This is a genomic window from Arthrobacter sp. 10T416, from assembly GCF_056394165.1.
This window is the reverse complement of the sequence record NZ_JBFTHI010000013.1, coordinates 88,765-110,992: the sequence shown is the minus strand read 5'-3', so window position 1 is coordinate 110,992 and position 22,228 is coordinate 88,765. Positions and strand designations below refer to the sequence as shown.

Sequence of the window (22,228 nt, the reverse complement as noted above, 5' to 3'; positions counted from 1 at the left end):
CCGGCCAGTGCTGGTGATGGCGGGTGGGGACTACTTGTTGCTGTCCTCGTCGACGTCGCGGTCAACGGTGAGGTCGGTATCTTCCTCATCGAAGTCGTCTTCGTCGAGTTCAATGTCCTCGGGGACGTCGCTCTTGTACGGGTCGGCGTCGCCGGCGTGCTTGGCACCGGCCGCGAGGGCAGCTACCTCGGCGTCGCGCTTCTTGGCGGCCCGCAGGAGCTCTTCGAGGTTGGAGGCCACAACCGGGATCTGGTCGGCGACGAATTCCAGCGTCGGCGTCAGCCGCACGGTGATGTTGCGGCCCACTTCCTGGCGCAGCACCCCCTTGGCCTTCTCCAGGCCCTTCGCGGCGTCCGACTGGGCAACCTCGTCGCCGAAGACGGTGTAGTAGACCGTGGCGTGCTGCAGGTCGTTGGTCACACGTGCGTCGGTGACGGTCACGCCCTCAAGCCGGGGATCCTTCACCCGGCGCCCCAGCGCCTCGGCAACAACAACCTTAATCCGCTGCGCCAACTTGGCAGCCCGTGCGGGATCAGCCATTTCCACTCCTAAAAAATTTTGGATGTACGACGGCGCCGATGGGGCGGGGTCGCTCGTTTCAGTTTTCTGCCACGCACTATGGTGAGTCAACGACGGACCACCGTTGGAATTTCTCCGGCGGCCCGGGAGTGGCATCGGGCCTACCGAAGCTGGGCGGCAATGGATCGCAGATCCATTKCCGCCCAGCGAAGGGGCGGGGCCGCCGGAAAATTCCGACGGCCCCACCCGTGAAGCCACACCTTAGACGCGCGGCTTCTCGCGCATCTCGAAGGTCTCGATGATGTCACCTTCGTTGATGTCGTTGTACGAGCCAAGACCGATACCACACTCGAAGTCCGTGCGGACCTCGGTGGCGTCGTCCTTGAAGCGCTTGAGCGTCTCAACGGTGAGGTTGTCGCCGATGATCTTGCCGTCGCGGCTGATGCGGGCCTTGGCGTTGCGCCGGATAACACCCGAGCGGACGATCGAGCCTGCAATGTTGCCGAACTTGGAGGAACGGAACACTTCGCGGACCTCGGCGGTGCCAAGCTGGACCTCTTCGTACTCCGGCTTGAGCATGCCCTTGAGGGCTGCTTCGATGTCATCAATTGCTGCGTAGATGACGGAGTAGAAGCGCATGTCCACGCCTTCGCGGTCTGCCAGTTCGGCAACACGCTCGGCGGGCTTGACGTTGAAGCCGATGATAACGGCGGAGTCGACCGTTGCCAGGTTGACGTCGTTCTGCGTGATCGCACCGACACCGCGGTGGATAACGCGGAGCTGGACACCCTCGCCAACGTCGATCTTGAGCAGCGCGTCCTCGAGGGCTTCGACGGCACCGGACACGTCACCCTTGAGGATGAGGTTGAGGGTGTCGATCTTGCCGTCGGCGACGGCCTGGTCGAAGTCTTCCAGGCTGATGCGCTTGCGGCGCTTGGCCAGGGCGGCGTTGCGGTCGGCGGCTTCACGCTTCTCGGCGATCTGGCGGGCGGTGCGCTCGTCAGCGGTCACGAAGAAGGTGTCACCGGCGCGCGGGACGTTGGACAGACCCAGCACCTGCACGGGGCGGGACGGGCCGGCCTCGGTAAGTGCACTGCCGTCGTCGTCGAACATGGCGCGGACGCGGCCGTGGGCCGTGCCTGCCACAATCGTGTCGCCGACGTGCAACGTACCGGACTGCACCAGGACGGTGGCCACGGAACCGCGGCCCTTGTCCAGGTTGGCTTCGATCGCGATACCGCGGGCATCCTTGTTCGGGTTGGCGCGCATGTCCAGGGCAGCGTCCGCGGTGAGCAGGACGGCCTCGAGCAGCTCGTCGATGTTGAGGTTCTGGCGGGCAGAGACCTCAACGAACATGGTGTCGCCACCGTACTCTTCCGGAACCAGGCCGTACTCGGTCAGCTGGCCGCGGACCTTGTCCGGGTTGGCGCCTTCCTTGTCGATCTTGTTCACAGCCACAACGATCGGCACGTTGGCCGCCTGCGCGTGGTTGAGGGCTTCAACGGTCTGGGGCATAACGCCGTCGTCCGCTGCAACCACGAGGATGGCGATGTCGGTGACCTTCGCACCACGGGCACGCATGGCGGTGAACGCCTCGTGGCCCGGGGTATCGATGAAGGTGATCTTGCGATCTGTGCCCTCGTGGTTGTGGGTGACCTGGTACGCACCGATGTGCTGCGTAATGCCGCCGTGCTCGCCCGCCATAACGTCGGACTTGCGGATGGCATCGAGCAGTCGGGTCTTACCGTGGTCGACGTGGCCCATGACGGTGACTACCGGAGGACGTGCCTCGAGGTCGTCGTCGCCTTCGGCTTCCAGCTCGGCTTCGAAGTCGATGTCGAAGCCGGAGAGCAGCTCGCGCTCTTCGTCTTCCGGCGAGACAACCTGCAGCTTGTAGCCAAGCTCCTCGCCGAGCAGCGCGAAGGTTTCCTCGTCCAGCGACTGCGTGGCCGTGGCCATTTCACCGAGGTGGAAGAGGACCGTCACCAGTGCGGCGGGGTTTGCCTCGATCTTGTCGGCGAAGTCCGTGATGGACGAGCCGCGGCGGAGCCGGACAACGGTGTTGCCGTCGCCGCGGGGTACGCTCACGCCACCCAGCGACGGAGCACTCATCTGCTCCAGTTCCTGGCGCTTGGCACGCTTCGACTTGCGCTGCTTGCCACGGCCTGCGCCGCCCTTACCGAAGGCACCCTGGGTACCACCGCGACCGCGGCCACCCTTGCCGAAGCCACCGCCGGCCGGAGCGCCGCCGCCTGCGCCGGGTCCACCGGTGCCGGGAGCACCCGGACGGCCCGGGCCGCGGCCGCCACCGGGACGGCCTGCACCTGCGGGTGCCGGTCGTTCGGTGCGGTTAGGCATCATGCCGGGAGTCGGACGGTTTCCGCCGGCTCCGGGACGGGCGCCGGGAGCGCCGGCCGGACGCGGTGCGCCCGGACGTGCACCGGCAGCACCGGCGGGACGCGGAGCGCCCGGACGGGGGCCACCTGCGCCTGCTGCGGGACGGGGGCCGCCGGGGCGGTCGCCTTCGGTGCGGCTTCCGCCCGGACGCGGCATGCCCTGGGACGGCGCGAACGGGTTGTTACCCGGACGTGCGCCGCGTTCGTTGTCGCCACCGCGGCCGCGGGGCATGCCCTGGGACGTGGCGAACGGGTTGTTACCGGGACGGGGTCCGCCCGGACGGGGAGCCGAACCGCCCTGGCGTGCCGGGGCAGCCGGGGTTTCAGCCTTCGGGGCCGGGCGTGCGCCCGGCTTGGCGCCAGCGGCCGGAGCAGCAGCGGCGTCGGCGGCAGGAGCGGCCGGGGCCGCTGCAGGCGCTTCAGCCGGTGCCGGGGCAGCCGGTGCAGCCGGAGCTTCAGTCTTGGATTCGGCAGCCTTCGGGGCGGCGGGGGCCGGCGCGGGCGCCGGACGTGTCGCGGCCGGGCTGGCCTTGGGGGCAGACGCGGGCGCTTCGGACTTCGAAGCTGCAGGCGCGTCAGGGTAGGCGTTGCGGAGCTTCCGCACCACGGGGGCCTCAATGGTGGAAGAGGCGGAGCGAACGAATTCGCCCAGTTCCTGCAGTTTGGTTACTGCATCTTTGGAAGTAATACCGAGCTCTTTAGCAAGCTCATGTACGCGGACCTTGGCCACATTTCTCCTGTCTCGGTCCGCACCGAGCCAGGCACGAACCGTCTACTTCTTACTGCGGGCCTCCGCCGCGAGTGCAGCTGGAAGGCCCATTGCAGAGCGCAACAAAGTTGTCATCGTTGCGCACTCATGGCCGGGAACTCATCGGGTTTCCATCAGTTTTCTGACCCGCTTTCAGGTTGGACGGTTGTTGCTGCGGCCACCGGGGTGTCCACTGCTTGCGTGCCTGCCATGATCCGGCGTTCGACGTCGGCGGTTCCGGCAGCGCCGTTGAGGGCGCGTCCGAACGCTCGACGTTTGACCGCCAGTGCCAGGCACTTTTCGCTGGGGTGCAGCCATGCTCCCCTGCCAGCCATCCGGCGTCGTTCATCCACTACGACGGCGGATGATCCGCCGGCGTCGGCAACGAGCCGGAGCAGCTCCGACCGCAGCCCCTTCTTCCGGCATCCGATGCACGTGCGCTGCGGCTGATTCCCGAGGTGTTGCACTTCTGCCACTACGAGTATCTTCCTGCCAGCCACGCCATTACCGTCCTCCGTACTTCCGGTCAGAAACCGGCCGTGCCGGAGGCACACAGATACCGGCCGTGAGGCGCGGTCATGTCTATTCTAGCCCCTTCGGCCCCGGACGCCCGAAACGGAGGGCGTTCGGCGGCCGGCGGACGCTGGGCCCCGGAGTCCGTGGATGGACCCCGGGTGCGGTCTACTTGTCGCGGTTCTCCGCGGCGTCGGAGACGATGTCGATCCGCCAGCCCGTGAGCTTGGCCGCCAGGCGCGCGTTCTGGCCTTCCTTGCCGATGGCGAGGGAAAGCTGGTAGTCCGGCACCACAACGCGGGCGGACCGGGTGGCCTCGTCCGTGATGGTGACCGAATTCACGCGCGACGGCGAGAGGGCACTGGCGATGAACGCGGCGGGATCGTCGCTGAAGTCGACAATGTCGATCTTTTCATCGTTCAGTTCGTTCATCACCGCACGCACGCGCGAACCCATTTCGCCAATGCACGCACCCTTGGCGTTGATGCCGGGCGTGTTCGCCTTCACGGCGATTTTGGTGCGGTGCCCGGCCTCGCGGGCCAGTGCCACAATCTCGACCGAGCGGTCCGCGATTTCCGGGACCTCCAGCTCGAACAGCTTCCGGACGAGGCCGGGGTGGGAGCGGGAGAGCGTGATGGACGGGCCCTTGGTGCCGCGGTGCACGTCGATCACGAACGCGCGGAGCCGGTTGCCGTGGGTGTACTTCTCACCGGGAACCTGTTCGGGCGGGGGCAGGAGCGCCTCCACCGTACCGAGGTTGACCTGGATCATGTGCGGGTTGTTGCCCTGCTGGATGGTGCCGGCTACGAGTTCGCCTTCGCGGCCCTTGAACTGGCCCAGCACGTTGTCGTCCTCGGCGTCGCGGAGACGCTGCAGGATGATCTGGCGCGCGGTGCTCGCTGCGATGCGGCCGAAGCCGGCCGGGGTGTCCTCGAACTCGCCGATGGGTGCGCCGTCGTCGTCGATCTCGGTGGCCCAGATGGTCACGTGGCCGCTCTTCCGGTCAAGCTCGGCGCGGGCCTTCTCGAAGGCCCCCGGCGTCTTGTGATAGGCCACCAGCAGGGCCTGCTCGATGGTCGGAATCAGGAGGTCCAGCGGGATTTCACGCTCACGCTCCAGGAGTCTCAGTGCGCTCATGTCAATATCCATTAGGCCTCCTCGGAAGGTCCATTGTCGTTCTCCAGACCGGCCTCTTCGAGGTGGCTGAACTCTATCTCGACTTTTCCACTGCGGATCCTGTCGAAAGGAAGTTTGATGGGCTCGCCCTGTTTGGGCTTCATCCCCTTTTTGACGGCCAGTTCGGGAACCAGGGTCACCCCACCGTCGTCCACCGCCTGGATACGGCCGGTGACGTTGTCGTCCTGGATGACGTTCACGGTCACAAGCCGGCCCCGGGCGCGGTGCCAGTGCCGTTCCTCGGTCAGCGGCCGCCCGACGCCGGGTGAGGACACCTCGAGGTCGTAGGGGCGCGAGTCGGAGCCGGGATCGTTGTCCAGGGTGTCCGAGAGGGTCTTGGAGATCTCTGCGATGACGTCCAGGCTGACGCCGCCGGTCTCTTCCTGCGGAAGGTCCACCACCACGTGGACCACCCGGTTGGCGCCGGCGACATGGATGGAAACGTCTTCCAGGTACAGCCGGTTCGCCAGGACTGCGGGCTCCAGGAGCGCGTAGAGGCGCTCGGCTTCCAGATTGTGCGCGGGGGCGGCGTCAGCCTTCCCCGTCCCGGTCCGGTCTGTCGAAGTCGTGGCTTCTGCGTTGGTCATGATGCCGCCCGCCTCCCGCTAGATGATGTTGTGTCTACTAGCCTAGCGATATTCCCGGGGCCATGGTGCACTTCAGTTTCCTGCCGGCATGACAACATGGTCTGTTGTGAATGAGGACAGCAGGGAAAAACTTCGGCGGGTCAGGGTGCCCCGGCACCTGCCCAGGGTTGCCGTCCTGGTCTGCCTCGCCCTGGTGGTGGTGAGCCTGGGCCTGGTGTTTCGCCCCGGGAATCCGCCCAAACCGCCGGAAGTGTCCTTTTCCGAGCGTGCCCGCGCCGCCGCCCTTGCCGACGCCCAGCACTTGCGGACCGTCGGCCAACAACTCAATGCTCCCTCGTCCGGGCAGGGCCGCCCCGCCGCTTCCGCGACAGTCCTGCCCTCCATCACCCGCACTGTGAGTTTGCTGACAACGCAGGCCCGTGCCCTCCTGGGCTCCGGACCGGAGACCGCCGCGGTGGCTACGGGATCCCCGTCCGCTTCCACGGCGACCCAAGCACCGGCACCCGCCACCGTGCCCCGGCTGGCTGCGGAGCTGGCCCGCAGCGGTCAGCGACGGCTCGCGGACGCGGCGACCGCCGACGGCGGAATGGCCAGGCTGCTGGCCGCCGTCGGGACGGGCCAGCTGCTGCAGGCCACGTCGCTCGCCGCCGCTGCCGGCATCCCGGATCCGGCACCGGCCGGTGCGGCCCCGGAGGCCGCGGCACCGGCACCGGCCGCCTCCTGCCCCGCAGACTCGGCATCGCCGTCGGCCGCTGCCAGCGGAAACGACGGGGCCCCTGCCGGCAGCGCCGACCTGTCCGGCGCCCTCGCGGCGCTGATCCGCACCGAGCTGGAAACCGTGTACGACTACCAGGTGGCGTTGACCCGCCTTGACGGCGCCGCGGCGACGACGGCGGCCGGTTACCTGGCGCGGCACGAGGCCCTGATTTCGGGGGCCGAGTCCTGGAGCCGCGCCCATTGCGCCCCGATACCGCCCCGGGAGCCCGGCTACGCCCTGGATCCGGCGTTCCTCGCCTCCCCCGGCCCCGGGCTGGCCGCGCTGGAAACGGCGGCGCTCCCCGCGTACGGCGATCTGGTGGCCTTCAGCGACGGGACGACCCGGACCTGGGCCATCGCCGGGCTGCTCGACGCGGCGCGGCGGGCCGCGGCCTGGGGCGCCACAACGGATGCTATCCCCGGGCTGGCCGCTGATCCGGGATCGTTCCCCACCCTGCCGGCCGGCTGACACCCGGCCGCTTCGGGGCTGATCCCTCGCCGATCCGTCACCGATCGCGGGTCGATCGCCGGGCCGATCGCTGGCCGGCGGAGGCAAGGTCCGGCTTACCTTGCTTAGCCTTCCAATACTGGCCAGCCCGGGCCGCCGATGATTTGCTGTACCCATGGAACTCAGCGGCGCAGCAGCCCTTCATGACAACGAGCCCCACCACAACGACATTGCGCACCGCCTCAACTGGCTTCGCGCAGGTGTCCTGGGCGCGAATGACGGCATCGTCTCGGTCGCCGCGATCGTCGTCGGCGTCGCTGGTGTCACCACGGATTCGGGTCCCATCCTCATCGCCGGCGCCGCAGGCGTGGTCGGCGGAGCCATCTCGATGGCGCTGGGCGAGTACGTATCGGTCAGCAGCCAAAAGGACAGCCAGGAGGCGCTGATCGAAAAGGAGCGCCGCGAACTGGCCGAACAGCCCGAGGAAGAACTGGCCGAGCTGGCCGCCATCTATCAGGCTAAGGGGCTCAGCCCGGAGACCGCCCGCACGGTGGCCACCGAACTCACCGCGCACGATGCCCTGGGCGCCCACCTGTCCGCCGAACTGCACATCGATGAAACGGACATCGTCAGCCCCTGGCACGCGGCCTTCGCCTCCGCCATCGCCTTCCTGATCGGCGCGATCCTGCCCATGCTGGCCATCCTGCTGCCTCCCGAAAACATCCGCGTCCCCCTGACATTCGTGGCCGTCCTTATTGCCCTCGCGGCGACCGGAGCCCTCGGTGCATGGATCGGGGGCGGGTCGAAAATGAAGGCCGCCGTCCGGGTGGTCATCGGCGGCGCTGCGGCGCTGGTGGCGACGTTCCTGATCGGCAACTGGCTCGGGGCCAGCGGCATCGCGGCCTGACCGGCCACTACGCTGGGGCAATGACCAGTCCAGCCGCCGTTCCGATTCCGCCGGACCTCAGCCGCCGCTACGGCTCGAGCTGCGAGGGACGCGCCTGGCTGGCGTCGCTCCCCGCTCTGCTGAGCCAGTGCCTGGATCAGTGGCAGCTCGCAGCCGACCTGCCCCCGGATGCCCTTCCGTGGAACGGCCACGGCGCAATCGTCGTCCCGGTCCGGCGCTCGGACGGCGTTGCCGCTGCCCTGAAGATCGCCTACCCGCACGAGGAAGCCCTGCTGGAACGCCATGCCCTCGCACTGTGGGCCGGGCGCGGCGCTGTCCGGGTCCTCGCGGATGACCCGGACGCGGGCGCGCTCCTGCTGGAACGGCTCGACGCGGCCCGCTCGCTGCAGGATGTACCCCTGGACGCCGCCGCCGGGGTCTGGGGCGGCCTGATGCGCCAGCTGGGCCTTGTCCCGGATAGCCGGCCCGAATGGCGGGAGTTCGCCCATGTGGCGGCCCGGGCCGAGCAATGGAGCGATGAATTTCCGGAAACCTGGGAACGGCTGGGCCGGCCCTTCCCGCGCTGGCTGCTGGAAGCCGCCCTGGAGGTCTGCCAGACCCGGGGCGCGGTGGGCCGGCGGTCCGGCACGGACGTGCTGGTCCACACCGATCTGCACTTCCTGAACATCCTTGCCCGGCCCGGTTCGCCTGAGCGGTCCGTGGCTGTGGATGCCGCCGGCGGGGAGACCGGAGCCTGCGGCTTCACCGCAATCGACCCGCAGCCCATGATCGGGGAGGCGGAGTTCGCCGTGGCCCCGCTGCTCTGGAACCGGCTGGCCGAACTCCCCCGTGCAGGCGCCGGACCCGCGCTGCTGGCTCGCTGCGCCGAATTCAGCGCAGCCGGTGGCCTCGACGGCGAAACGGCGCGGCAGTGGGCCGTAGCCCGGGAGGTGGACAATGCCCTGTGGTACGCGGCCAAACGCGGCCACGGCGGCGATCTGTCCCGCTCCCTCTGGGTGGCGAGCACGCTCACCGGGAAGACCCTTGAGGGCCTGCCGGTCCCGCAAGAGCTACCCGAGCCGGGCGACGCCGTCAGCCTGCCGGGCTAACTGGTCGGCTGTTCCCGGACGGCCGCCAGTGCGTCGCGGACAGCGTCGACGGCGGTCTCCACGTCGCCGTCGCCGGTGCTCCAGTTGCTGACCGAGATCCGCAGGATGTCCCGGTCCTGCCAGTGCGAGCCGGACATCCAGACCCGCCCGTCGGCGATGATCCGGGCTGTCACGGCGCGGGTGGTGGAGTCGTCGCCGAAGGCCAGCGAAACCTGTGTGTAGTCGACGTCGTTCAGGACCTCCACCCCGTCAACCGCCGCTAGGCGCCGCGCCAGTTCCCCGGCGCGCTGCACCAGGGTCCTGACCTGGCCGGCCACCCCTGCGCGGCCCAGTGACTTCAGCGCCGCCCAGACCGGAACGCCGCGGGCCCGGCGGGAAAGTTCGGGGACGGTCTCGAGCGGATCCCCTGCCCCGTCCCCGGCCCGGATCAGGTAGCTGGTGTGCACCCCCATGGCGGAGCGCAGTGCCGTCCGGTCGCGGACCACAACGATCCCGCAGTCGTAGGGCACGTTGAGCGTCTTGTGGGCATCGGTGGCCCAGGAGTCGGCAAGGTCCATCCCGGCCGTCAGGTCCACGAGTTCGGGCACGGCGGCGGCCCACAACCCAAAAGCCCCGTCCACGTGGACCCAGGCGCCGTGGTCTTTCGCCACCCGGACCGCCTCGGCGAAGGGGTCGAACGCTCCGGAGTGCAGGTTTCCGGCCTGCAGGCAGACCAGCGCGGGGCCGGGTCCCTCCTGCCGGTCCAGTTCCCGCTCCAGTTCGGCCGGAATGATCCTGCCCTGCCGGTCGGCCGGAACCGGGGTGGGGGTGCCGAGCCCGAGGTACCGCAGGGCCAGGTCCACGGAGTCGTGCCGTTCCCTGCCTACAAGGCAGCGGATCCTGGGCGCGCCGAACAGCCCGTCGCGCTCAAGGTCCCAGCCGGCGTCGTCCATCAACCGCCAGCGGGCCGCGGCCAGGCCGGCGAAGTTCGCCATGGTGGCGCCGGTGGTGAAGCCGACGTCGGACTCCGCGGGCAGGCCCAGCAGCCCGACGATCCAGTTCCCGGCGGCCTCCTCAATCGCCGAAACGGCCGGCGCCGCATAGCGCAGCACCGCATTCTGGTCCCAGGCGCTGACCAGCCAGTCCGCGGCCAGGGCGGCCGGAAGGGTGCCGCCGATCACCCAGCCGAAGAAACGGCCGGACGGCATCGCCATCAGCCCCGGCTCCGCCCGCTCCGCGAGGAACCCGACGACGTCGGCGGCCGGGGTTCCGGTGTCCGGCAAGGGGCCGCCAAACCCGGCAGCCAGGTCGGCCGCCGTCGCCGTGGGGGCCACCCTGCGGCTCGACTGGCTGGCCAGCCAGGCGCGGGCATACCGCACGGCCGCCTCCAAGGCGTCGTCGTAGGGATCCTGGCCGTCAGCCATAGCTGCATGCTACGCCTGACCGCACGCAACCGGGAGGGCAGCCCAGGGGGCTGAGGGCTGACGGGGCTGACGGGGCTGACAGGGTCAGGCGAAGGCGTCGTGCCAGACGTCGGAGCCGAGCTTGATGATCAGCGCGCCGACCACCACAAGGAACACAATCCGGATGAATTTGCTGCCCCGGCTGACCGCCGTCCGGGCGCCAAGGTAGCCGCCGGCCATGTTGGCGGCCCCCAGCACTAGGCCAAGGCCCCACAGCAGCGACCCGTGCGGGAGGAAGAACATCAGGGCGCCGGCGTTGGTGGCCATGTTGACGATCTTGGCCTTGGCACTGGCCTCCAGGAAGGCGTAGCCCATCGCGGAGACCAGCGCGATGATCAGGAAGGATCCAGTGCCGGGTCCGATCAGGCCGTCGTAGAACCCGATCACGGCGCCGATCAGGCAGGCCACCACGTAGTGCCGGTGGCCGTTGTGCCGCAGTTGGGTCAGCTCCCCCACGTTGGGCCGGAACGCGGTGAAGAGGGCGACGGCGATCAGCGCGGCAACAATGATCGGTTTGAACACGCTGGCGGGCAGGTTGGCCGCGAGCACCGCCCCGCCGAAGCTCCCGGCCAGCGCAATCACCGCCATGGGTATGGCGGTGCGCAGGTCAGGCCGGACGCGCCGGTAGAACGTGATGGTGCTGGTGGTGGTGCCGAAGATGGAGCCCATCTTGTTGGTGGCCAGCGCCTGGACCGGGCTGATCCCGGGCACCAGCAGCATCACCGGGAGCTGGATCAGTCCGCCGCCGCCCACCACCGCGTCAACCCAGCCGGCCGCGAAGCCGGCCACAATGACCAGGATGAGCGTGGCGAGCTGGATGGATTCAAGTCCGGAGACCATTCCCTGCAACGCCGGGAGGGTCAGTTGCCGCGGACGGCGTTGACGACGAAGTCGACAGCCTTGTCCACGGCCACGTTCTCGGCTTCGCCGCTGCGGCGGTCCTTGATCTCCACCACACCGTCCACCAGTCCGCGCCCGACGGCGAGGATCGTCGGAACGCCCACGAGATCGGCGTCGCCGAACTTCACGCCCGGGGAGACCTTGGGACGGTCGTCGTAGATAACCTCGAGTCCGGCGGCCTCGAGGTCGAGTGCCAGCTGCTCCGCTGCCGCGAAGATTTCCTCGCCGCGGCCCACGGCGACAACGTGGACGTCGGCCGGCGCGACGGCGCGCGGCCAGACCAGGCCCTTGTCATCGTGGTTGGACTCGGCCAGCGCGGCCACAGCACGGGTGACGCCGACGCCGTAGGAGCCCATGGTAACCACCACCTGCTTGCCGTTCTGGTCCAGGACCTTGAGGTCCAGGGCAGCGGCATACTTGCGGCCGAGCTGGAAGATGTGGCCCATCTCGATGCCGCGCGCGGTCTCCAGGGGGCCGGAGCCGTCCGGTGCCGCATCGCCGGCGCGCACCTCAGTGGCCTCGATGACGCCGTCCCAGCCGAAGTCGCGGCCGGCGACCAGGCCGAAGACGTGCTTGCCGGCCTCGTTGGCGCCGGTCACCCAGGCGGAGCCGCGGACAACCCGTGGGTCCACGAGGTAGAGCAGCTTGGCGGCGCCCTCGGCGCCCAGCAGCGGCGCGTCCAGGGCCAGGCCGGGGCCGATGTAGCCCTTGACCAGGAGCGGTTGCTTCTTGAGGTCTTCCTCGTTGGCGGCCTCCAGCGTGATTTCGCCGGCGATCGGCAGGAAGGCCCCAATGTTGGCTTCGACGCGCTTGAGGTCGACGCCGCGGTCGCCGGGGACGCCGATGACCACCAGCTGCCGTTCGCCGGTGGGCAGCGTCACGGCGAGAACGACGTTCTTGAGGGTGTCGGCGGCGGTCCACTCGCCGCCGTCGTTCCGGGGAACCAGGGTGTTGGCGGCGTCGACCAGGGTTTCGATGGTCGGGGTGTCCGGGGTGTCCCGGACCTCGGCCGCCGGGGCGTTGCTGAAGTCGATCTCGGCGGGCACAACGGTGGTGACGGCCTCGACGTTGGCTGCGTAGCCGCCGGCGGAGCGCACAAAGGTGTCCTCGCCGATCTCGGTGGGGTGCAGGAATTCTTCACTCTTGGACCCGCCCATGGCACCAGCCGTGGCGGCAACCGGGACGACCTCCAGGCCGAGGCGCTCGAAGATCTTCAGGTAGGCGGAGCGGTGCGCGGCGTAGCTGGCGTCCAGGCCGGCGTCGTCGACGTCGAAAGAGTAGGAGTCCTTCATGATGAACTCGCGGCCGCGCAGCAGGCCCGCCCGCGGACGGGCCTCGTCGCGGTACTTGTTCTGGATCTGGTAGATGCTCAGCGGCAGGTCCTTGTACGAGGAGTACAGGTCCTTGACCAGGAGGGTGAACATTTCCTCGTGCGTCGGCGCCAGCAGGTAGTCGTTGCCCTTGCGGTCCTGGAGCCGGAAGATGCCTTCGCCGTATTCGGTCCAGCGGTTGGTCGCCTCGTAGGGTTCCTTGGGCAGCAGCGCCGGGAAGTGGACTTCCTGCGCTCCGATCGCGGTCATTTCCTCGCGGATGATCTCCTCGACCCGGCGCAGCACGCTGAGCCCCAACGGCAGCCACGTGTAGATGCCCGGAGCGGCCCGGCGGATGTAGCCGGCACGGACCAGGAGCCGGTGGCTGGCTACCTCGGCGTCGGCGGGATCTTCACGCAGGGTGCGCAGGAATAGCTTGGAAAGTCGAAGGACCACTGAAAGGTATCCGTTTCTGAGGAAGTGCGGGGGCGGACCGGTAGTTAGGAAAATGTCCAGACACTAATCTACCGCCAAGCCACCGCCGGAAATCCCGCCGGGAATGGGAAGAGCCACGCCATGACACGGAAGCCCCTGGCCGTTTCCGGCTGGTCATCCTGTGATGGCGTGGCCCCTGCGACCCCAGAGCCGCTCTGTCCACGGCTGCCGGTGTACCTGATCCTGCCCTTTCGGGCGGTCCCTGCAGCCAGTGGTTGGTTCATTCCTGAGACCGCTCGCGCCTGCTCAGCGCGGCTAGCTAGAACCTATGTGATCCACGTCGCTAAAACAAGAGTCTCCACCCACATTTTTGTCAAAAGCGGGTGTCAAGAAGGTGTCTAGAACAGGACGGTCGCGAAAGTCCCCACCTGCCGGAATCCGACCCGGGTATAGCTGGCCCGCGCACGGGCATTGAAGTCGTTTACGTACAGGCTGGTGACCGGCGCCAGCGTCTGCGCGAGGACCACGACGGCGGCCATGTAGCCAGCGCTGAGGCCCAGCCCGCGGAACGCCGGATTCATCCAGACACCCTGGACCTGCGTCACCTCCGCTGTTACCGCCCCGAGCTCGGCCTTGAACACCACCTCGCCGTCCGGGCCCAGATGCGCCAGCGAGTGGCCGGCCCGGATCAGGCCCCGGACCCGCCGGCTGTAGTAGTCGCGGCCGCCAAGATAAGGCGAATACCCCACTTCTTCCTCGAACATGGCCGCGCACGCAGGAAGGATCTGGTCAAAGTCGGCGAGCCGGCCGAACCCCAGCGCGGGATTCGGTTCCAGCAGGGGCGGCCCGGCGATGGTCATCAGGGGCTGCTCGGGACGGAGTTCCTGCGCCGTGTGGCCCAGCTGCTCCAGTGCCGCGTAAAGCGCCAGGACGGCCTCGGCCGGGCCAAAGATGGAGGCGTAGCGCCGCCCGGTCCGGTGCGCCGCCGCAGCGACCACAACGGCCAGATCAGGGTCCAGCTGCACCGGTACCAGGTTGGCCCCGGCCCAGCACGCACCCACCAGGGCATCGCCGTCGAACACACCGAAGATACTGGCGCCGCCGGCGGTGGGCGACGCCGTCCCGGCGGACTCGAGATGGGACAGGATGAAGACGTTGGCGATCGCATCCTGGCCGGCAAGCTCCTGCAGGGCGCCGGTGTCCGCGCCCTGCAGGACGCGCACGCCGATGCCCTCGGGAAGGCCCTCGATGGCGCCGGTAGCGGCGCCGTCCTTACGAGACGCTAACCACGGGGCCACCCTGGTCAGCATCTTCGCCATCGGACTCCCCCATCTCTTCAGCGAGACGCATGGCCTCTTCGATCAGTGTTTCAACAATCTGGTCCTCGGGCACGGTCTTGATGACCTCGCCCTTGACAAAGATCTGGCCCTTGCCGTTGCCGGACGCCACACCGAGGTCAGCTTCCCGGGCCTCGCCGGGGCCGTTGACCACACAACCCATCACGGCGACGCGGAGCGGAACTTCCATACCCTCCAGGCCGGCAGTGACCTGCTCGGCGAGCGTGTACACATCCACTTGGGCGCGGCCGCAGGAGGGGCAGGACACAATCTCGAGCTTGCGCGGGCGCAGGTTCAGGGACTGCAGAATCTGGTTGCCCACCTTGATTTCCTCCACCGGCGGGGCGGAGAGGGACACCCGGATGGTGTCACCGATGCCACGGGAGAGCAGGGCGCCAAAGGCGGTGGCCGATTTGATGGTGCCCTGGAAGGCGGGGCCGGCCTCGGTCACACCGAGGTGCAGCGGCCAGTCGCCTTTTTCGGCGAGCATCTCGTAGGCGGCCACCATAATGACGGGGTCGTTGTGCTTGACGGAGATCTTGAAGTCGTGGAAGCCGTGTTCCTCAAACAGGGAGGCTTCCCAGACGGCGGATTCCACCAGGGCCTCCGGGGTGGCCTTGCCGTACTTTTTCAGGATGCCCGGCTCCAGCGACCCGGCGTTGACGCCGATCCGGATGGAGGTGCCGTGGTCCTTGGCCGCCCGCGCGATTTCCTTGACCTGGTCATCGAACTTGCGGATGTTGCCGGGGTTCACGCGGACCGCGGCGCAACCGGCCTCAATCGCGGCGAAGACGTATTTGGGCTGGAAGTGGATGTCCGCGATCACGGGGATCTGCGATTTCCGGGCGATGATCGGCAGGGCCTCGGCGTCATCGGCGGACGGGCAGGCCACCCGGACGATGTCGCAGCCGGAGGCTGTCAGTTCGGCGATCTGCTGCAGGGTGGCGTTGATGTCCGTGGTCGGAGTCGTGGTCATCGACTGCACGCTGATCGGCGAATCGGATCCGACGCCCACCGAGCCCACTTTGATCTGGCGGGTCTTCCGGCGCGGGGCAAGAACGGGGGGCGGTGCCGACGGCATTCCCAGGCTGACCGAGGTCACGTGGACTCCTCTGTGAATCGAATTCTAAGTCGAAATATCGATGGCGGGTGGGCGGGAAGAGGCTAGGCGGCGTGGCCGGCCAGGAGGCCGGTCACGGGAGCCCAAGCCATCGTGCGGGTGCCGGAGACGGCACCGGTACCGGCGTAAGGGTCCTGCTTGAGGAGTTCGTTGAGGGCCTGCTCATCGTCGGCCTTGAAAAGCAGCAGGGCGCCGGCGCCATCCGTATAAGGTCCGCTGGCGAGAAGGGTTCCCTCCTGCGCGAGTGCTGCGGTCCATTCGCGGTGCGCGGGCCGGGTGGCGTCGCGGATTTCGGCGGACTCGGCATCAAAAACGTACTCAACAGCAAAAACAGTCATGTGAATACCCTATCGCCCTGCCCGCCGGGTTCCCATCCGCTCCCCCCGCATCACCCCAGGAAGAGCACCTTGACCAGCGCCGCGACACCGGCGGCCCACAGCAGGGAGGTCAGGGTGCCGATGATGAACCGCTCCGCGGCCACGGGGGTTTCCTTCAGCTCCGCGAAACGGCCGAGGCCCTTGATTGCCACCACGTAGGCGATCGCGACAGGCTGGCCGGTGAGGATGGCAAGGCAGACCGCCAACCGCTCGAGGACACCGATAATGGCCCCGCCGCGCAGGATGCGCGTCCCTGCGCCGTTGGCAGGAGTCTMACCCGATGTCACGTCCGGCGCATCGCCCGGAGGGGTGGGTTCGGCCGTGCCCGGCGCGGAGCCTGCCGGCGCGGAGGGCGTCCGGGAGGGCGTAACTGCCGCCGGCGCCGGCCGGGTGATCTCGCCGTCGACCGCCCCGTCCGTGGCGGATCGTTCAGCGGCTGTCGTGCCGTCCGCATCGCTGCGGCTGTCCGAGCGGTCATCGATGGTCCGGGCGAGCCGGAACACCAGCGCCGTGACGGGCCAGCCGGCAAACCCGGCGGCCAGCAGGGCCACCGCAATCCATAGGGCGTTCACCGGTCTCCTTCGCTCAGGGTTGGCCGGGCGGGGTTGTCCGTCCCGGCGGTCAGGCCGTCGGCCAGCGCCAGGAGCATCTCCGCGGCGGGCCGTGCGGCCCATTCTTCCTGCCAGCCGGAGCGAAGCAGGGCACGGCTCACCGACTGTTCGGTGATTCCGAGTTGGCCGGCGGCGGCTTTTTGGGTGCCGTGGACACTCCCGTGGGTCCCTCCACGGCCGTCCTGGATGCCGCGCAGGACGTCCACCACCTTCCACTGTGCCGCCGTCCGGTCCAGGACCACCCGCCCGATCAGCCGCAGCACCGCCTCGGCGTTCGCGCATTCCCTGGCGCCGGGCCCAGTGTCCGTCCCGCGGTCCGTGCCGGCCGGCCCGGGAGCCGCGGCAGTCCCCCGCCGTGGTCCCCCGGCGGCGACGGCCAGTGGCACATGGGACGAGGCCGCTTTGGCCCGTTCCACGGCGAGGCGGGCCGCCACAAAGGCCGGTCCGGCTCCTTCCCGGGGGCTGGGTGGCAGCGGCCGGTCGACGTTGCCGACGCCGATCCCGACGTACCAGCGGCCGCTGCGAAGGGCATGAAGGGCGATGTCCACCACGGTGCCGGGGTTCGTCAGGACGCCCTGGAGTTCGTCCCCGACGGAGCGCTCAAAGTGGGCACCCGGCTGGAGGTCCGCGAGTTCAGCGAGCAGGGCGGGGACGCGGTCGACGTCGGAGCTGCTGCCGCGCTGGTCGATGGTCATGACGTACATACGCCAACCATAGACAGCTGATATCCAAAGATCAACCGTTTATAACTGATTATTCATAATCAGCCGAAATAAGCTGAGAAAGAAAAGTCAGTCTGAACCGGCTGTTATGATCCCGGGGCCCGTGCCGCGGGATCAGCCGAACAGGTTGACCGGCTTGACGATGTCCGCGTAGACCAGCAGCGCCGACATGCCCATCAGCAGCACGGCCACCACGTAGGTCACCGGCAGCAGCTTGGCGATATCGAACGCGCCCGGATCGGGCCGGCCAAACAGCCTGGCAATCCGGCGTCGGGCTCCCTCGTATAGCGCCCCGGCCACATGGCCGCCGTCCAGCGGCAGCAGCGGCACCAAGTTGAACACGGCCAGCGCGAAGTTGAGCCCGGCGAGCAGCCCCACCAGGGCGGCGAAGCGGCTCTGCAGCGGGACCTGCTCCATGGCGGCGACCTCGCCGGCGACGCGGCCCACCCCGACCACGCTGATCGGGCCGTTGGGGTCTCGGGGCTCCTCGCTGAAGGCCGCCTGCGCAACCCCGGCCACGCGAGCGGGCAGGTTCAACACAACGCCGGCGATCTGCTGGATGTTCTCGCCCGCCATCGGCAGCACGGTCGACGCCGGCTGCGGGACAAGCGCAGTCTGGGCGCCGATGCCGAGGAAGCCAACGTCCTGGTAGCGCAGCTTGCCGTCGGCGTCCTTGGCCTGCCGGCCGTCGGTGCCGACCACGGGCCGGGCGGAAAGCACCGGGGTGACGGTGGTGGTGACCGGGGCGCCGTCGCGCTCCACGATGAGGCTCACCTGCTTGCCCGCCGACGCGCGGATCCAGCCGGTGAGCTCGTCCCAGCTGGTGACGGCCTTGCCATCGAACGAGGTGATGCGGTCGTTCGGCTTCAGCCCCGCCGCGGCGGCCGGAGTCAGTTTGCAGTCCCCGGAGTTGGGGTCGACCGTCTGGCCGGCCTTCACTTGGCACTTGGAGACGTCGGCGATTGTGGTGGTCGATTCCGAAACGCCGAAACCCATCAGCAGCACGGCGGTGAGCACGACGCCGATCAGCAGGTTCATCGCCGGGCCGCCGAGCATGATGATGATTTTCTTCCAGACCGGGAGGCGGTAGAAGACCCGGCCGGCGTCGTCGGGGCCGATTTCCTCGTGCGCCAGGGAGCGGGCGTCGGTGGCCAGCGACTGGAACATCCCGGTGCCGGAGGGCCGGACGCTGCCGTCGGTCTTGTTTGGCGGGTACATGCCGATCATGGACACAAAGCCGCCCAGCGGGATGGCCTTGATGCCGTATTCGGTTTCGCCGCGGCGCTTGGACCAGAGGGTGGGGCCGAAACCGATCATGTACTTCGTGACGCGCACTTTGAAGAGCTTGGCCGGCACCAGGTGCCCCACTTCATGCAGGGCGATGGACACGGCGATGCCGATCACGACGAAAACTACGCCGAGGATAAAGAGGACAACGGGGCTCATGCTTGGCTTGCTACTTCCTGGGCATCGGTCGGCTGCTTCTTAGGCACTTCCCACGGCCAAACGCTCAAGCGTCCGCGCGCGTGCCCACTTTTCAGCATCCAGTACGGATTCGACCGTTAACCCGGAGGATCCTGAATGCTCGCTGAGGACGGCTTCGATGGTATCGACAATATCGGTGAAGCGGATCCGGCCCGCGTGGAACGCCATCACGGCCTCCTCGTTGGCGGCGTTGAATACCGCCGGGAAGGTACTGCCCTGCCGGGCCGCATCCTTGGCGAGGTCCACGGCCGGGAAGGCGACGGTGTCGAGGGGTTCGAAGGTCCAGCTGGTGGCTTTGCTCCAGTCGCACGGGCTGGCGGCGCCGGCCACCCGGTCCGGCCAGCCGAGGCCCAGGGCGATGGGCAGGCGCATATCAGGGGGTGAGGCCTGGGCGATGGTGGAACCGTCCACGAACTGGACCATCGAGTGCACCACGGACTGCGGGTGCACCACAACGTCGATGCGGTCCAGCGGGATGTCGAAGAGCAGGTGGGCCTCGATGACTTCCAGGCCCTTGTTGACCAGGCTCGCTGAGTTGGTGGTGACCATCAGGCCCATGTCCCAGGTGGGGTGCGCGAGGGCGTCCCGCGGGCTGACGTCCTGCAGTTGCTCCCGGGTCATTCCGCGGAAGGGGCCGCCCGAGGCGGTGAGGACCAGCCGGTCCACCTCGGCCGCCGTTCCGGACCGGAGGCACTGGGCGATCGCCGAGTGCTCGGAATCAACGGGGACGATCTGGCCGTCGCGGGCGGCCGCCTTGACCAGGGCACCGCCCACGATCAGGGATTCCTTGTTCGCCAGGGCCAGCGTGGCGCCGGACTTCAGGGCGGCCAGGGTGGGGGCGAGCCCAATGGACCCGGTGATGCCGTTGAGCACCACGTCAGCCGGGATTTCCGCGATCCGGGTGGACGCGTCCTGGCCGGTGATGATCTCCGGCCGGTAGCCTGCGACGCCGGCCGCACGGGCGGCGTCGTCGATCAGTTGCTGGAGGGCTGTGGCGTCGCCGGTGGCGACGCCGACGGCGCGGGCCCGGGTGTGTACGGCCTGGCGCGCCAGAAGTTCAGGGTTGCCGCCGCCGGCGCTGAGCGCCACGATCTCGAAAAGGTGCGGGGCGCCGTCGACGACGTCGATGGCCTGGGTGCCGATGGAACCGGTGGAACCAAGGAGGACGATTGTGCGCGGCTGCATTTCTTAAGTATCCCGCACGGCGGCGGCACCGGATTCCCCGGGCACGCCGTCCGGACGCGGGTTGGCAGTCCGCGGCAGTGTTTGCCCAACACTGCCGCGAACTGCCAACTGGATCGGTCAGACGGACACGGACTCCTTCTCCGTGACCGCTTCCAGGGCTGCCTGCCGGCGGCGAAGCCACCAGGAGCCCAGGAAGATCAGGGCCATGGTCGCGTAGACCACCACGGCGAACGGCGTGGAGAACAGGGCCGAGGGGTCGTTCTGGGAGAGCTGCAGGGAGCGCCGCAGCTGCACTTCGAACATCGGGCCCAGGATCATCGCCACCACCATGGGCGCCACGGGGTAACCGTAGCGGCGCATGAAGTAGCCCAGGATGCCCACCACCAGGAGGACACCGACGTCGCTCGGCGAGAAGTTCACCGAGAAGGCGCCCAGCGCCGCGAACACCAGGATGCCGGCGTACAGGAACGGCCGCGGGATCTGCAGGATCTTCACCCAGAGGCCCACCAGGGGCAGGTTGAGGACCAGCAGCATCAGGTTGCCCACGTACAGCGAGGCGATCAGGGTCCAGACCAGTGCGCCCTGGTTTTCAAACAGGAGCGGCCCGGGCTGGATCTGGTAGCGCTGAAATGCGGTGAGCATCATGGCGGCGGTGGCCGTCGTCGGGATGCCCAGGGTCAGCAGCGGGACCAGGACGCCGGCGGCGGCGGCGTTGTTGGCCGCCTCCGGACCGGCGACACCCTCGATGGCGCCCTTGCCGAACTGCGCTTTGTGGGCGCCCTTGGCGAGCCGGCGTTCGGCGGCGTAGGACAGGAAGGTGGAGACGTCGGCACCGCCGGCCGGCACGGTGCCGATCGGGAAGCCGATGAACGTCCCGCGCAGCCAGGGCTTCCAGGACCGCTTCCAGTCCTCCCTGGACAGCCAGGCGTTCTTGCCCTTGCTGACGGGGATGACTTCCACGGGCCCGTGCCGGAGCTTGGAGGCCACGTACAGCGCCTCACCCAGGGCGAAGAGGCCCACGGCCACCAGCACCATGTCGATGCCGTCCACCAGGTTGGGGTTGTCGAACGTGAACCGTTGCTGGGCGGTGCTGTCGTCGATTCCGATCAGGCCGATGAACAGCCCCAGGGCCAGTGACGCCAGCCCGCGCAGTACGGAGGCGCCCAGCAGGGCGCCAACGGTCAGGAACGCCACCACCATCAGTGCGACGTAATCGACCGGGCCGAGCCCGACGGCGAGATCCGCCACCACCGGGGCCAGGAAGGACAGCAGCACGGTGGCGATGGTGCCGGCGATGAACGAGCCGATCGCCGCCGTCGCCAGCGCTGCTGCTCCCCGGCCGGCCTTGGCCATTTTGTTGCCCTCGAGGGCGGTGACAATCGAGGAGGACTCGCCCGGGGTGTTGAGCAGGATGGAGGTGGTGGAGCCGCCGTACATGCCGCCGTAGTAGATACCGGCGAACACGATCAGGGCCGCCGCCGGGTCCAGCGCATAGGTGATCGGCATCAGCAGGGCCACCGTCATGGCCGGCCCGATGCCCGGCAGCACACCGACGGCGGTACCGACGAACACGCCCCCCAGGGCGTACAGCAGGTAGACCGGCTGAAGCGCGGTCGTGAAGCCTTCGAGCAGGAGCATAAAGCTATCCATGGAAGAACGGCACCCCCTCAAGCAGCGGACCCGGCGGGAGCGAGACGCCCAGCAGGCCGCCAAAGACGTACTGCAGCACCAGGGCCATGATCACCGAGACCAGGATGGCCTTCCACAGCGGCTTGGCCTCGAGGGTCCAGGCGGATCCGCTGAACAGCACGGCTGCGGCGATTGGCCAGCCTGCCGGTTCGATCAGGAAGATGTGCAGCACAACGAAGGCGACGAGCTTGGCCAGCGCGATCCAGTCCGTTTTGGCCGTGACATCGAGGTCCTCACCCTCCTCGGCCTGGCCGACTTTGCCGCGCAGGACCTGGATGACGATGCCGAGGCCCACCAGCACCAGGACGCTGCACACGATGTACGGGAAGGCACGCGGGCCGATGCCGGTCTCCGACGGCGGGATCGGGATGGATCCCGCCGTCAGGAGTCCTGCCGCGCCCACGCTTACGAACACCAGGGCGAAAAGGATCTCCCCCGTGGGCCGTTTGGCGGGCGTGAGAACTTGCGAAGACATTG

At 68.5% G+C, this 22,228-nt stretch carries 20 protein-coding genes; 3 read left to right on the top strand and 17 right to left on the bottom strand.

The window, feature by feature from the left end; all coding sequences use genetic code 11:
* Positions 1–30: 30 nt before the first annotated feature.
* The 5 genes from rbfA to AC1DBE_RS13770 form a co-directional block, all read right to left on the bottom strand.
* Positions 31–540, bottom strand: coding sequence for a 30S ribosome-binding factor RbfA (rbfA, locus tag AC1DBE_RS13790; protein ID WP_476880628.1), 510 nt, complete (start codon positions 538–540; stop codon positions 31–33).
* A gap of 240 nt (positions 541–780) precedes the next feature.
* The gene (gene infB, locus AC1DBE_RS13785; protein ID WP_476903793.1) at positions 781–3,645 is read right to left on the bottom strand and encodes a translation initiation factor IF-2; all 2,865 of its coding nucleotides are present in this window, start codon (positions 3,643–3,645) and stop codon (positions 781–783) included.
* A gap of 152 nt (positions 3,646–3,797) precedes the next feature.
* Positions 3,798–4,139, bottom strand: coding sequence for a YlxR family protein (locus AC1DBE_RS13780; RefSeq protein ID WP_476880634.1), 342 nt, complete (start codon positions 4,137–4,139; stop codon positions 3,798–3,800).
* A 205-nt stretch (positions 4,140–4,344) separates the two neighbouring features.
* The gene (gene nusA / locus AC1DBE_RS13775) at positions 4,345–5,325 is read right to left on the bottom strand and encodes a transcription termination factor NusA (protein ID WP_476903792.1); all 981 of its coding nucleotides are present in this window, start codon (positions 5,323–5,325) and stop codon (positions 4,345–4,347) included.
* On the bottom strand, positions 5,325–5,939 hold the full coding sequence (locus AC1DBE_RS13770) for a ribosome maturation factor RimP (RefSeq protein WP_476970880.1): 615 nt from the start codon (positions 5,937–5,939) through the stop codon (positions 5,325–5,327). Before AC1DBE_RS13770 ends, nusA begins: the two co-directional genes overlap by 1 nt.
* 88 nt (positions 5,940–6,027) lie before the next feature.
* On the opposite strand from AC1DBE_RS13770, the gene AC1DBE_RS13765 reads away from it, so the two are divergent.
* From AC1DBE_RS13765 to AC1DBE_RS13755, 3 genes are all read left to right on the top strand, one after another.
* Positions 6,028–7,164, top strand: coding sequence for a DUF4439 domain-containing protein (locus tag AC1DBE_RS13765; RefSeq protein WP_476970879.1), 1,137 nt, complete (start codon positions 6,028–6,030; stop codon positions 7,162–7,164).
* Between the two features lie 154 nt (positions 7,165–7,318).
* Positions 7,319–8,050, top strand: a complete 732-nt coding sequence (locus AC1DBE_RS13760; RefSeq protein WP_476879517.1) for a VIT1/CCC1 transporter family protein — start codon at positions 7,319–7,321, stop codon at positions 8,048–8,050.
* A 20-nt stretch (positions 8,051–8,070) separates the two neighbouring features.
* The gene (locus AC1DBE_RS13755) at positions 8,071–9,138 is read left to right on the top strand and encodes an aminoglycoside phosphotransferase family protein (protein ID WP_476903791.1); all 1,068 of its coding nucleotides are present in this window, start codon (positions 8,071–8,073) and stop codon (positions 9,136–9,138) included.
* Here the strand turns inward: AC1DBE_RS13755 and AC1DBE_RS13750 are convergent.
* The 12 genes from AC1DBE_RS13750 to AC1DBE_RS13695 form a co-directional block, all read right to left on the bottom strand.
* Positions 9,135–10,541: a pyridoxal phosphate-dependent decarboxylase family protein gene (locus AC1DBE_RS13750; protein WP_476970878.1), complete on the bottom strand. Its 1,407-nt coding sequence runs from the start codon at positions 10,539–10,541 to the stop codon at positions 9,135–9,137. The genes AC1DBE_RS13755 and AC1DBE_RS13750 overlap by 4 nt on opposite strands.
* Positions 10,542–10,625: 84 nt before the next feature.
* Positions 10,626–11,420 carry a sulfite exporter TauE/SafE family protein gene (locus tag AC1DBE_RS13745; RefSeq protein ID WP_476879514.1) on the bottom strand — a complete coding sequence of 265 codons (795 nt, stop codon included), beginning with the start codon at positions 11,418–11,420 and terminating at the stop codon, positions 10,626–10,628.
* A 20-nt stretch (positions 11,421–11,440) separates the two neighbouring features.
* Entirely contained in the window at positions 11,441–13,246 is a 1,806-nt protein-coding gene (locus AC1DBE_RS13740; protein ID WP_476879513.1) for a proline--tRNA ligase, read from the bottom strand.
* A gap of 377 nt (positions 13,247–13,623) precedes the next feature.
* Entirely contained in the window at positions 13,624–14,535 is a 912-nt protein-coding gene (locus tag AC1DBE_RS13735) for a GNAT family N-acetyltransferase (protein WP_476970886.1), read from the bottom strand.
* Positions 14,498–15,664: a flavodoxin-dependent (E)-4-hydroxy-3-methylbut-2-enyl-diphosphate synthase gene (gene ispG, locus AC1DBE_RS13730; RefSeq protein WP_476970877.1), complete on the bottom strand. Its 1,167-nt coding sequence runs from the start codon at positions 15,662–15,664 to the stop codon at positions 14,498–14,500. The genes AC1DBE_RS13735 and ispG overlap by 38 nt, the downstream gene beginning before the upstream one ends.
* 62 nt (positions 15,665–15,726) lie before the next feature.
* Entirely contained in the window at positions 15,727–16,020 is a 294-nt protein-coding gene (locus AC1DBE_RS13725; protein ID WP_476880397.1) for a YciI family protein, read from the bottom strand.
* A 50-nt stretch (positions 16,021–16,070) separates the two neighbouring features.
* On the bottom strand, positions 16,071–16,631 hold the full coding sequence (locus AC1DBE_RS13720; protein ID WP_476970876.1) for a hypothetical protein: 561 nt from the start codon (positions 16,629–16,631) through the stop codon (positions 16,071–16,073).
* Positions 16,628–17,374, bottom strand: coding sequence for a MarR family transcriptional regulator (locus AC1DBE_RS13715; protein ID WP_476970875.1), 747 nt, complete (start codon positions 17,372–17,374; stop codon positions 16,628–16,630). Before AC1DBE_RS13715 ends, AC1DBE_RS13720 begins: the two co-directional genes overlap by 4 nt.
* Before the next feature lie 132 nt (positions 17,375–17,506).
* The gene (locus AC1DBE_RS13710; protein WP_476970874.1) at positions 17,507–18,838 is read right to left on the bottom strand and encodes a M50 family metallopeptidase; all 1,332 of its coding nucleotides are present in this window, start codon (positions 18,836–18,838) and stop codon (positions 17,507–17,509) included.
* 39 nt (positions 18,839–18,877) lie between these two features.
* Complete coding sequence (dxr, locus tag AC1DBE_RS13705) at positions 18,878–20,062, bottom strand: 1-deoxy-D-xylulose-5-phosphate reductoisomerase (RefSeq protein ID WP_476970873.1); 1,185 nt, start codon at positions 20,060–20,062, stop codon at positions 18,878–18,880.
* Between the two features lie 117 nt (positions 20,063–20,179).
* Entirely contained in the window at positions 20,180–21,712 is a 1,533-nt protein-coding gene (locus AC1DBE_RS13700) for a tripartite tricarboxylate transporter permease (RefSeq protein WP_476880064.1), read from the bottom strand.
* On the bottom strand, positions 21,705–22,226 hold the full coding sequence (locus tag AC1DBE_RS13695; RefSeq protein ID WP_476880063.1) for a tripartite tricarboxylate transporter TctB family protein: 522 nt from the start codon (positions 22,224–22,226) through the stop codon (positions 21,705–21,707). Before AC1DBE_RS13695 ends, AC1DBE_RS13700 begins: the two co-directional genes overlap by 8 nt.
* Positions 22,227–22,228 lie beyond the last annotated feature (2 nt).